At 46.2% G+C, this 12,080-nt stretch carries 11 protein-coding genes; 4 read left to right on the top strand and 7 right to left on the bottom strand.

What is annotated here, in order from left to right:
- Positions 1-44: 44 nt before the first annotated feature.
- The 3 genes from L3J70_11710 to L3J70_11700 all read right to left on the bottom strand — a co-directional run bounded on the left by L3J70_11710 (position 45) and on the right by L3J70_11700 (position 1,809).
- Positions 45-1,016 carry a CRISPR-associated endonuclease Cas3'' gene (locus L3J70_11710; protein ID MCF6237017.1) on the bottom strand — a complete coding sequence of 324 codons (972 nt, stop codon included), beginning with the start codon at positions 1,014-1,016 and terminating at the stop codon, positions 45-47.
- A 242-nt stretch (positions 1,017-1,258) separates the two neighbouring features.
- Entirely contained in the window at positions 1,259-1,543 is a 285-nt protein-coding gene (locus L3J70_11705; protein ID MCF6237016.1) for a type II toxin-antitoxin system RelE/ParE family toxin, read from the bottom strand.
- Positions 1,543-1,809 (bottom strand): CopG family ribbon-helix-helix protein, encoded by a 267-nt coding sequence (locus tag L3J70_11700; GenBank protein MCF6237015.1) that lies wholly within the window; start codon positions 1,807-1,809, stop codon positions 1,543-1,545. Before L3J70_11700 ends, L3J70_11705 begins: the two co-directional genes overlap by 1 nt.
- A gap of 228 nt (positions 1,810-2,037) precedes the next feature.
- Here L3J70_11700 and L3J70_11695 point away from each other — a divergent pair, with 228 nt between their 5' ends.
- Positions 2,038-2,280: a type II toxin-antitoxin system prevent-host-death family antitoxin gene (locus L3J70_11695; protein ID MCF6237014.1), complete on the top strand. Its 243-nt coding sequence runs from the start codon at positions 2,038-2,040 to the stop codon at positions 2,278-2,280.
- On the top strand, positions 2,270-2,647 hold the full coding sequence (locus L3J70_11690; protein ID MCF6237013.1) for a type II toxin-antitoxin system VapC family toxin: 378 nt from the start codon (positions 2,270-2,272) through the stop codon (positions 2,645-2,647). The genes L3J70_11695 and L3J70_11690 overlap by 11 nt, the downstream gene beginning before the upstream one ends.
- 217 nt (positions 2,648-2,864) lie before the next feature.
- Here the strand turns inward: L3J70_11690 and L3J70_11685 are convergent, their stop codons facing one another.
- The 4 genes from L3J70_11685 to L3J70_11670 all read right to left on the bottom strand — a co-directional run bounded on the left by L3J70_11685 (position 2,865) and on the right by L3J70_11670 (position 8,340).
- Positions 2,865-5,279 (bottom strand): c-type cytochrome, encoded by a 2,415-nt coding sequence (locus L3J70_11685; GenBank protein MCF6237012.1) that lies wholly within the window; start codon positions 5,277-5,279, stop codon positions 2,865-2,867.
- A gap of 22 nt (positions 5,280-5,301) precedes the next feature.
- Positions 5,302-6,144, bottom strand: coding sequence for a c-type cytochrome (locus L3J70_11680; GenBank protein ID MCF6237011.1), 843 nt, complete (start codon positions 6,142-6,144; stop codon positions 5,302-5,304).
- The gene (locus L3J70_11675) at positions 6,141-8,000 is read right to left on the bottom strand and encodes a cytochrome ubiquinol oxidase subunit I (GenBank protein ID MCF6237010.1); all 1,860 of its coding nucleotides are present in this window, start codon (positions 7,998-8,000) and stop codon (positions 6,141-6,143) included. The genes L3J70_11680 and L3J70_11675 overlap by 4 nt, the downstream gene beginning before the upstream one ends.
- 181 nt (positions 8,001-8,181) lie before the next feature.
- Positions 8,182-8,340 carry a hypothetical protein gene (locus tag L3J70_11670; protein ID MCF6237009.1) on the bottom strand — a complete coding sequence of 53 codons (159 nt, stop codon included), beginning with the start codon at positions 8,338-8,340 and terminating at the stop codon, positions 8,182-8,184.
- 507 nt (positions 8,341-8,847) lie between these two features.
- On the opposite strand from L3J70_11670, the gene L3J70_11665 reads away from it, so the two are divergent.
- Both L3J70_11665 and L3J70_11660 read left to right on the top strand, forming a co-directional pair.
- The gene (locus L3J70_11665; GenBank protein MCF6237008.1) at positions 8,848-11,193 is read left to right on the top strand and encodes a HEAT repeat domain-containing protein; all 2,346 of its coding nucleotides are present in this window, start codon (positions 8,848-8,850) and stop codon (positions 11,191-11,193) included.
- 38 nt (positions 11,194-11,231) lie between these two features.
- Positions 11,232-11,969: a carboxypeptidase regulatory-like domain-containing protein gene (locus L3J70_11660; GenBank protein MCF6237007.1), complete on the top strand. Its 738-nt coding sequence runs from the start codon at positions 11,232-11,234 to the stop codon at positions 11,967-11,969.
- The last annotated feature ends 111 nt before the right edge of the window (positions 11,970-12,080 follow it).

The following is a 12,080-nucleotide window of genomic DNA, read 5'->3' as shown; positions in this document are numbered from 1 at the left end:
TTGTTTCTTCACTTCGACCCAGTGCTTTTTCTACGGCCTGAATTTTAAATGATTTTGTGAAGTTTCTTCTCATTTCTCTCTACCTCTATATGAAAATTAGAGGCGACAACTAGCCTGACACAGGGGGAACGCAAGCTGGCATAGGTTTTTCCGCCACCAGTAGGTACTGTAAGCGTATAGATTCCTTGTGCATCCTGTGCCCGATCCCGGCAGGTATTGGAAATCTGTCGCCGCAACTCATCAATGGGCTTGTCGCCGTCCAGCTCACTGATTGCGTGCTCAAGCCGTTTGATCGCTATCGCCCACTCAACGGACTGATTGCTTCTATGTTGTTTGTTTTCAGGGCATTCAAAATCTGCGCTGTTCATACGATCTGCATCGATCAGGCAGCTAAATAACAGTCGAGTGAAAAAACCAATATTGAATGACCGGATGGATTTATTAGGTGCCTGAGAAACTGTTTTTAGTCGCCCGAATACGTTTTGGATTAACTCCTTGTTAAGCAGTGCTTCCAGTTTTTTAACATACTCTTCCGGCGCACTGTTCAGCGATTCATTTTTATGGGTTTTGTCATCCGGCTTACCCATTCTGACCGAAAAACTGTTCTCACCCTCTGGCTTCAAACAATCGATCAAACCACTGTGGTGAGATGCAATACACAACGCCAATATCTGACCAATCAGCTGCCCCTGTGGCCCCCATTTTTGGCACGCTTTCCATGCCCACTGTGCTCCGGCACTTGAGTGATCAATCTTGCCCTTTAGGCCATCAAAATCAACGTAATTTTCTTCGCCAAACTTGATTTTCCCAGTGGCTGAGCCTATGTATGATTGAAAGTCCGCACTAAATTTGCCCATATCATGGAGCAATCCAACTAATGTCCCCACATCAGACACACCGATCTTTGATGCTAGTTGAGCGGCAATCTCACCAACCTCAGCAAGATGCTTAACAAGCAACTGCTCTTCCCCATTTTTTCGTCTATGAGCAATAAACTGAGCGGCAATTTTTCCCATTAAAAAATCCCTTTATATTTTCATCTGAAAACAATAAGGGATTGACTATGCTACGATTTAATCCATAAATCCATTAAATATCGAATCAAAGGGGTTATTGATTCCGTATAAAAGCACTGTACTTATTTGATTTTCTATCTACGCCACGCTGCTGGGGCATTGCGTATTATCCTAGAAAACTCAGCTGGATCACAGAAGTCCACACAAGCTACATTCAACGGTCTTTGGCTTTTGTTTGTTGTCTAAATTTTCTTTGGCCAACGTCTTGAAGTGTGAAACACTCGCAAGATTTCAATTTTATTATCACGCACCCGATACGGTAAAATAAATGAGGTTTTATCCACAACCAGCTCTTTTGTGTTTGATACTCGCCCCAGTCTTCCAATACCTGGCTGCTCACTTAGTAAAGCAACCTTGTCTTTGATCCTCTGCACTATGTTTTGAGCCGCTTGAGGGTTGTCCTGGATTATATAGTCTTTTGCCGATTTCAAATCCCAAATAGCTCTTTTAAACCAGACAACCTTCATCACAATGGCGGTTGGCTCTCGTGGTCAGTTCCCCAGGTTTCCATCCAGGCCATAACCGTATCATTATCAACAAACTGATCTGGGGCAGCAATATCAGCTTCAGCTACGGCCTCTTTAATTTCCTGGACTTGCCATTCATTATTAGCTAAAAATAATTTGAGTGCTTGCGTAGCCAGATATGCCTTAGAGCGATCAGTCGCTCCCGCTAAATTTGAAAGACGATCATTGGTTTCATCATCAAGACGAAGCGTCATAGTTGTAGTCATTGTGATTCTCCTGCGTTCACATGCATTCATCATAGCACAATATATGCTCTAATTTTTTTCTGTTGCTTTTGATAGAAAACTCACGCAGTACTTGAGTACCCACTGGCGGCATTGAAGTGGGAACAATATGCAAGGGACTCGGCAATTATTAAAGTACCAATCTTACTTGACTTTTTTTCAACCAAAGTTTACATTTTAAAATGCAAACAATCCTAGAAGAGACATGAAATGGAAGCAACTGCAAAAGATTTAAGATTCCACTCCGCTGAGTTACTTAACACAGTAAAAAGGGGTGAAGAGGTCGTTATTACATATCGTGGCAAGCCTTGTGCCAAGTTAGTGCCCATTGAGGATGATAACGAATTAACAAATACAGATGAGCTATTTGGAGTATGGAAAGATAATGAACAAACAGAAGATGTAGATCATTATGTAAGAGATATAAGAAAGGGCAGATTCAATGCTAATTGATACCGATATTATTATTTGGTATATGCGTGGAAACCAAAAAGCTTATGAAGCGCTCAATAAAAGTAATCGTTTCAAAATCTCGGTAGTCACATACATGGAGCTTGTTCAAGGCATGAGAAGCAAGCATGAATTAATCTTGTTGCGAAAATCCTTAAAGGCATGGAATACAAAAATCATCTACATTACCGAAGAAATTTCCAGCAAAGCCATGTTTTATGTTGAACAACATTATTTGAGCCATTCAATGCAACTCGCAGATGCTTTAATTGGAGCAACGGCGGTATCTCATGGCATTCCTTTGCTCACTGGCAATAATAAACACTATAGAATTGTTAAAGAAATTGAAATTAATAAGTTCAATCCCTGAATAAAATTTATACAAGCTCTACTCAACAACACCATGAATCCGAAGATAGCCTGAAGGGCACCGAAAATGGTGAAAGTTACAGCAAGGAGAAATGGGTAACCGTTCTGCAATATCACTAAAAGAGCTTCATACGGATGTGCTGCTATAGGGTGCGTATGTTCCCTGCTCTATTTTTGTTCACCAAAACCGATGCCCTTCACGCCACCCTCTTCCCAGATTACACCTCCTTTTTTCGCCCCTGACTGCGCACCAGCAACAACCCAGTCAATAACATCAGGATTGCAACTCCAGCAGGAATTCCATAAACCTTCATCAAGTCAGGGCTCTCAGGCAACACCAGCCAATACCAGGTCGTTAACGTATGACGCGCTCCAATCTCGCCATTATTTCCATCCCAGTTGGCAAAAGAGATGGGGATGAAATCACCTTCATTGAAACTGACATCACCCGACTCTTCATTTCCTTGACGTGGCCGCTTCATCATCACTTGCCAACGACCATCCTGCCATTGCCCTGTGGCAGTTAAACTATCATCGCCTTTTCGCATCTCAAGCTTCTGATCAGGGCCACTGGCATCAAGCAGAGCGACCCGCTCAGTCATTACAGGCTCGACGCTGCCCGCATTCCAATACCACATTGTGGTGGGGCGAGCGCTGTCACCATGTCGGTAGAGCGGTTTAATCACGACGGGTGAAGTTTCAAACGACTCTGCTTTGGGAAACTGAATCGCCAATGCATCAGAGTGCATATCCAGAGAGTCATCATGAATCTGTGTCGCCACGGGTTCACCTGGGCGGCTATCAGTGCGATCATTCAGATCCATCAGAAAAGCAATTTCATCATCGTTATAGAGTACCCGTACGGTGACGGCATCACTCAGCGGTGTAAAAAGACGCTCTTCCTTAATCATATTCGGCACAAGAGCCAGCGTGACTGCGGGCGCATTAACCCAGGCTTCGGCTGCTGGATCATCAGGCAGCGCACCTTCTACTTTCTGCCCTCGCACCACTGGCTCGTCGTTAGGCTGCACCGTGGTTTCTCTCAAACTGTAAACGAAATTGGCGATATGCCAGCGATCATCAATTGAAACGGAATCTTGATTGCCCTCTTCTGTGGCTCGATGAGCAGGCATCGGTGTGCCGGGTATGCCGATAGAAAGACGGCTATAAATTCTCTGGATTGTCTCACTGCGCGACTTGTCATCCCCTCCTGCCACATTGCTGATGCGCCATGTCCACGGCTTTGTCAAATCACGAGGCCAGAGGCGGTTGCCCCAATCATCTTCCAGTTTCTTGCCCGATGTAATGTTACCGCGTCCTTCCAGACCATGACACTTACCACAAATCTCTTTAAAAACTGTTTCACCTTGCGCCACCGACTCATCACTGAAAGCAACCTGCCCATCCAGTGGTTCATTTGCAGTGATCTGCACATAATCATCTTTAAGGTAATAGCCATCGTCATCGAACGCTTCATCATCGGCATCTTCCGGTGCCCATGCTGCGGTCATATCGAAACCTTTGATGATTGGAATCAGGCTGCGAATCTGCTCATCACTCATCAATGTATCCCAGCCCGGCATACCGGTACTCGGGAAAAGCCCAAATTTAATGATGTCGAAGAGATCGCTATCTTTTGGCAACGTTGTACCTGGCGTCGTTTTGTATTTAAAAAGCCCCAATGAAAAGTCACGCGGTTTGGGATAAAGATAGTCCGTCGCGGCGCCATCGCCCATTCCCTGCTCGCCATGACACACCAGACAACGCTGTTTATAAAGCGCCATTCCCATCTGCCCTTTACGCTCTTTTGATACCTTGCCTTTCATTCCAGTCACTGCTCTGGAAATATCCTGATCCCAAATCCTAGGAACTTGCTCAACGTAGTCAAAAAGAAAGGTGACCACTTGCCATACCTGCTCTTCATCAAGCATCTCATGCCAGACCGGCATCGCAGAGTTCCACGGCGTTCCCTCTTTAGGCAGCCCGGGGCCACCGGTCGTGATACGCCAGAAAAGATATGACTCTTGCAACTGGGCAATCGTGCCCACATCCTGGAAATTAGCCGGTTTTGGATTAAAGCCACTGGCATAGTGCCCCTTACCATCCAGCAGATCACCATGACAATAAAAACAGTTCTGATAATAGATTTCAGAACCTGCGGCAATCACTTCATCGTAACGTTCCCAGGCGGCTTCTGGCTCAGACTCCATCTGCTCCAGAATTTCAGTGCGCAACGGATTTTCCAGTGTGGCCAGATCATATTTATTGCCATAAACCTTCACAAATGCAGGCGGAGCCGGGTGAACTTGACGCAGCTCCACTGGCGCATCAATGGAGGGTTTGACCATGCCGTAGGTCACGTAACCCACCAATAGAGGGATAAAAATCAGATACGCCCAGCGCACAACAGACAACTCCGGCTTTCTGAGCACATTCAGAATCGGTGACTTAAACTCACTCCAGCGCTCTTCGTCATACGAAAAATAGAGCAACACGCCGACGATGGTGATGATCATGTATTGAATCATCAGCGTCTGGGGCAACAGCGGTGGAAAAGCGTTATCGAATACCAAATAAGCGAATATAGTAAACAGTACCGCTTGCCAAAATGCCGGAATCTTAAAACCTTTCATTAAATGACCCCCATTAAATACTTCATTTCTGCTTCGCTAAAAATTGAACCATCATTTCCATCTCTTTAGCCGTCACCTGCTCAGCAAAAGTGGCGGGCATCATGCCGCCTTCAAACCCATCGGGTATGACGGCTTCAGGGTCAATAATGCTTTGCCTGATCTCTTCAACACTCAAGCGACTGCCTATGCCCTGTAGTGAAGGACCCAACAATACATCAGAACCTTCTAACGAATGACATGCCGCGCAACCCAGTTTGGCAATAACCTCTTCCGCCGACTGCGCGGCTTTGGGTGATGCCTCAGCGGTCGTGGAAGCTGCGGGCGCTTCACTCGGCAGTGATACCGTCACATCATTGCCATCCTTCGCCTGCATAAAAGCGATCACGGCATCCATTTCAAGTGCTGTAAGTTCAATGGGCGCTTTATCTACCGCAGGCATTTGGGATTCCGTATCGTTGCTGCCTTTTTTACCAAAACCAGCCACGACATAGATGCCAGGGTTCACCAATGATTCGAGAAGATAAGAGCCATCATCGGTCGCCGTTCCCTCATAACGCTCATCGGCTAAATGCTTTTTGGACGTTGCCGTCATATCAAGCACCAGAATATCGGGCGCACGCCCCAGGTCGTTATGACAAAGCGAACATGTTCCCTTGCCGTGGAACAGCTCTTCTCCCAGCTCGACAAATGACTCCATCGTCAAAGCCCCGATATCCACCTCTTTATCGACCGGCGCTTCCCCTTCAACCTGTGGCAACAGATTAGTAAACAGAGTGAAGACTATAATCAGAAACAGGCTAAAGCCCATCGTTTTTACCAAGACCGAACCTGAACTCGCAGTTTTATGCTCCGTAGGATCACTCACACTCCACCCCCTTCACGCACGGTCTTTGTTGTGGGTGACAGCTGAATCGGCGGTATCTGGCGCTGCCCACTGAGCGATGCAATCCAGAAAACAAAGAGCACCAGCAATACAAAGAGCACTGTGGTAATCGTAATCATATTGCCTGCATAGCCAATAGTAGGAATGTAATTATCTGGCGAACCATCTTTCATCACGGTGTAAACGTGCCAATGGGTGCGTACTGAAGAGCGCACATAACCCATCAATGCCATCAGCCAAGTAAAGGCAATAGGCAACGCAAAGAGTGCATATTGTGAGCGATCACTCACCTGCCCCCAACGCGATGGTGTTTTCTTCGCGCCCTTCGACATCATGGCATCAATCACCACACCGGCGATAATCACCACCAGCGTCGAAGCAACCTGAATCACACTGGAACCCACTTTATAAACGGTATTAGAAAAGTAACCGTAATAGACACCGACAAAAATGATATTCACCACAGCCACAACGTAGATGGCGACCATAATGGCATTACCCGTGTTCACCCATGGAACGGTGAACTCTTTATTCGAGCGGTTATAGAGCTGAAAAGAGAGAAAGGTGAAAATCAACATCAAATTCACCGCCACATTCTTCGCTGGCATAATACCCAGCGGCCCCAAGATACCGTGGTGACTGCCACCCAGTGCCGCCGACTCTGCTGAAGTCAAAATCAGTGTATGGGGAGTTACCCAGATAAGAAAACAGGCGGTGATAACAATAGCAATATATTTAATCGCACCTTTGTAGCGATCAGCCCCCGCGTTGCGCGACATGCCCGACCAAAGATAATAGTTTGCCGCCAGTAAAATCGTACCGATCAACACCGCCTGCACAATAAACAACCAAGCGAGAATACCGCCCATCGCAGTAATTCCCATCTGCTGAGAATAGGCATATATTTCAGCCATCAACCAGTAGCCCGCGAACGGCAAGGGCAGAAATGCCAGTACCGCAATAAAATTAGAGGTGTAGCCCATCCAGTCATAATGCGCTTTCTCCTCTGCCGTGCGAGCAGCCAGACATTTATAAGCCGCATAAGCCCCCACCACTGCGCCACCAAAAGCAATATTGGCAATAAATCGGTGTAAGTTAATCGGATTCCACAGCGGTCCTTTCATGACTTCCCAGATATTGCCGATCACCGCACCCACTTCATTCACTCCTGAAGGTGCCATCATAAATGTCGCCCATGAATTGGCGACCACCATCAGCGTCAAACCGACACCATTGAGCAGTAATCCGAGCGAAAGGTGAACCCATTTAGCATTGCCGTAGCGGAGTGCATTCCAGCCGTAGTAATAGATGTAAAGCACCGCACTTTCCATGAAAAAAAGTATGGCATAGACCATCATCTGCGCCCCGAACACCCTCATCATGTAGGCCATAAAGTCGGGATAGAGCAGAAACAGCGCCAGTGACAGTGACCCGCCAAAAAGTGCCGTAATCGAGTAGGCCGTGATGCAGATTTTCATGAACTCGTGCGCCATGTCATCATAACGAGCATCGCCGGTTTTCACGCCCATCAACTCAATCACAAGAACAAATAGCGGTACCGACAGCACCAATGCCCCAAAATAGAGATGCATTTGAGCCAATACCCAAACGATGGAGCGACTACTGGCACCGATATCTGGATAATCTCCAGCCCCCAGTTTAGGTGCGGCTTTAAGTTCGGTTTCAGCGATACCGCTCTCTGTTGCCTCAGCTACATGCAAATCACTGATTACACTATGACCACCATCCACACCACTAAACGCACCGAGCGTCAGTGCCGCCATCAGTAGCAGGAGAAAAGGGGCTACGATAGCCGGTCTGAACAGTCCTCTTTTCATAAAATACTCCAAGGCCTATTTTATTGTGCAGGGGTCATATCAAGGTTCAGAGGCAGACCCTGAATACTCATCACAAAATGATCGAGCCCGTAGAAAAAAAGCAACACCACAAGGAACGCACCCACCCAGACTTTTACTTGTTTGATATCCATTAACTGACCTCTAGATTCTTATACATTTATTAGTGACTCACTTCGATTCCATGGGAGTAGATCAACAACCACCAGAAAAAAACCAGCAATCCGATCAACACACCCCAAAACAGTTTTGTCCCCCATGTCGTGCGGTAACCGGTATCACCACTGGCTTGCTCGGCACTTTTATCATCGACCTTACTCAACCTACCCCTCCCGACTGACTTAGCAGCACATAAAAACAGTATTTACACAAACGACAAGCAACACCTATGCCAATGGTTAAAAAATCAATAGAAATTTTTGTAACATCTTATTTAAATTAGAAAAAATAGATCTCAAAAAGAGAATAGAGTATTGCCCTGCTTTCAGCTTATTGAACGAAGCATTCCATTCTCTCAATCTGACTGGAACAAATTGAGTTACCGACATAAATTGAACGTATCGTTCTATTGTTTTTCTTAATCACAAAGAATGAGTGAATAAATCATTCAGATTGATCGAGCCAAAATTAAATAAGTGCTCTCTATAAACTGTCTAAAACTACCCGCCTATTTAACCCATAAAAAATCTTTAAAACCAAAGAGATAAAGCTGTCTAAAGTTGGTTTTAGCCATCAATCATTCGCAAAAAAAACGTAATTCTACAAACTGGCACATTACATGCACTCTTCCTCTTAAATATTACGTTCACGAAATAGAGCACTTAAAATTATGACAAGCAGTTCAAAAACAGTGACCGCCATACGCAACCTTTTAAATACCGGAGATGAACTGGATCGCTGTTGTTCGTGCCGCACGCTGGGGATACTGGGGAATTCATCCGTTGTCTCTGATCTGGTTGAAAGGCTGCGCGATGAAGATATTGATGTCTGCCTAGATGCCATCAACGCACTCGGACAACTGGCTGATTCCAGCGCCATTGAACCACTCATCGACTCCCTGACTAACGATCCCGATGGTGATGTCAAAACCGCAGTGGTCACGGCTCTGGGCAGCATCGGCAATACCGAAGTTGCGCCCCACCTGATAGAGATAGCTCTGGCAAAACCTGAAAACCTCGAATGGGATGATGAAGGTGATTGGGATTGCTGGTGGGATATGCAACGCGAAGCGGTGAAAGCGCTGGGGAAAATGAAAATTGCCGAAGCTGTTCCTACGCTGGTGACACTCCTTAAAGATGAAGATGAAATTAGCCAGGATATTGAAGATGAACTGTTCACTGCGCTTATCACTATCGGTGGCGCAGGTGAAACAGCCGTGATTGATCAATTGATAAGCGGTAAACCACGTCAGCGCCGCCGTGCTGTAAAAGCACTTGCGAGTTCCACATCACCAGAAAGCTCAACCGCTCTATTAGAAGCACTGAAAGATTCTGATGACTCAGTACGTAGCAGTGCTGTCGAAGCATTGGCACAGCACAAGAGTGGAGCCCCTGTGGCAGCGCTCTTGCTGATGCTGAAAGACTCATCCAATAGTGTACGTCAGTCGGTAATGATGGCCATGTCCCGATTAGGCAGTGATCATGACATCTCTAGCAAATCAGCCATAGAACCAGATACTTTGCTGGAGCTGATCAATGATAACGATCCATTAGTACGCGCAACAGCACTGGGAGTCGCTTCTGATCTACTGCCGATCAGCGATCTGAATAGCAAAACTCTGCAAGAGATCCTCCTGAAAAGAGTCGTAGAGCCTCACATCGAAGTTGCCTCGGCAGCATGCAAGCTGGCCGGAAACTTGAAAGACCCTAAAACAGAACAAGCGCTTGTGGTGGTACTGATGGATCATCATCAAGAGCCTATGGTGCGCCGGGAAGCAGCGCTCGCTCTGGGAAAACGTAATGAAGAAAGCGCTCTGGTACTCGCAAACCTGACAAAATCACTGGCTGACAGCGATCAAGTCGTTCGTCTTTCAGCCTTGAGTGCTTTAATGGAGCTGGCTCGTAATGCCTCCAGTATATCAGAGCAGATACCAGCCTCTCTTGCCATTGTGATCGCTGCACTTCGAGGAGAGATTAAACTCGGTGACGACGAAAAAATAGAGAGCGAAGAAATTTCAGACGAAGAGCCACAAGGTATCATTGAAGAGTTAGTCGAAGAAGAAAAAGCAGAAGAGACTCCCATCATTACCTCCACTCTGGATGCCATTATCATGGAGGGCGAGGAAGCAGCCATTCAACAGAAAACCAGCCGTGCAGACACAGGCGATCTACCCACCCCTGAATCACTGCCCGATGTTGAAGATGCATCAAGACTCGACGAATATTTGCACCTGGTAGAGAGTGATCGTGAAAAATTCAAGACACTTTGCAAACCAAAAATACTGGATATCAAAACAGACGTACGCTCACTCAGTGCGCGTATTCTTGGCGAATGCGCCCGACCCGAAGTGGTCTACGCTCTGCTGGATGCGCTGCAAAATGAATCCACTGATGTACAGATTGATGCCATCGACTCTCTTACCCGCATTGCCATGACAGCACCTGAGACCGCAGGCCTAGCAAATGCTATGGGGCCGATCACACACCGCCTCTATTTTGGTGAACCCCCGCTACAGATCGTCAGTGCCAAAGCACTGGGTATCATGGCCAACCAAAATGCGACCCCTTCTTTGCTTGAAAAGCTGAACGATGAAGCGCCCATGCTGCGCTCTCAAATCATTGATTCACTGGTTCAGCTGCTGCAAGCCAATAAAATCCCAATGCGCGAACAAACCTCACCCGTTGATCACATCAATTACGAAACAGTCGTTGAAGCACTGCTTGAAAGACTGGATGACGAGCACCCCATCGTTCGTCGCAATGCGGCTCAGGCAGTTGCTGGTCTAGGGCAGAATATTGGTGACCACCAATATCGCCAAAATGTGGTAGAGCGCATTATTCAGGTGGGTCTTACCAGCACAGGAGGCGATGCGGAGGGTATGGGAAGCGCCTTGCGACGACTTGATTCAGAGTTGGCAGAAGCCAGGCTTTTAAAGCAGCTCAATGAATCAAAAAACAGCCTTGAACGCCGTTTCACCATCGAGATGCTGGAAGGAGTCTTAAAACCAGCAGCCTGAAAAATATTGATTCAAAATTAATAAGAGGAATGATAAAAATGAAAAAATCAGTCATAGCACTTTCACTCATCACTGCGGCAGCCTTACCATTAAGTGCACATGCAGCTTATAAAGTTGTTGATGTGGCTAATGGCGGCAGCGTCAGTGGTAAAGTCTCTTTTAGTGGCAAAGATCCCGTCGCCAATAGTTACCCCATAGCCAAAGATAGCGATACTTGCGGAACAGGCGAACGGCTGATCGACTTTGTAAAAGTTAACAACGGTGCGCTCAATGACACCGTTGTCTACCTAGCCAAAGTCAAGGAAGGTAAAGCGTTCAAAGCTGAACTTGAAAATCCAGTGCTTAATCAAAAAAAATGTGAGTTCAGCCCTTTTCTGGGTGTCATGAAAAATGGTGACAAACTGACCATAAATAACTCTGACCCAGTACTGCACAACATTCACACCTACGAGCTGATTGGCAAAGTAAGAAAAACAGTCTTTAACATCAGCCAGCCTTCAGACCTGAAAACCTTGGACAAAACAATAAAACTGAAACGTGGCACTTCAATGAAATTAGAGTGTGATGCTCATGACTTCATGCATGGTTTTACCTTTGTCGCCAAAAACCCCTATTACGCAGTCGTCAAGCCCGATGGCAGCTACACCATTGATAACATTCCAGCGGGAAAATATAAGATTCGGGCATGGCACGGCACACTGGGTGAAAAGAAAGGAAAAGTTGAGATCAGTGCCGGTGGTAAAGAGAGCGTTGATTTTGCATATAAAGGCAAATAATGAATCGCTCTCCAGAGGATTTTCGCTACCGTTTCACCGCTTTTGACTATATTGCAATGGTTGGTTTCAGCATCAACATGATTGTGGTTGCAGTCATTGTGGTGAATTGGT

This window comes from Gammaproteobacteria bacterium (genome assembly GCA_021648145.1).
Classification (GTDB): domain Bacteria; phylum Pseudomonadota; class Gammaproteobacteria; order JAADGQ01; family JAADGQ01; genus S141-38.
This window is presented reverse-complemented; position numbering and strand designations above follow the sequence as displayed.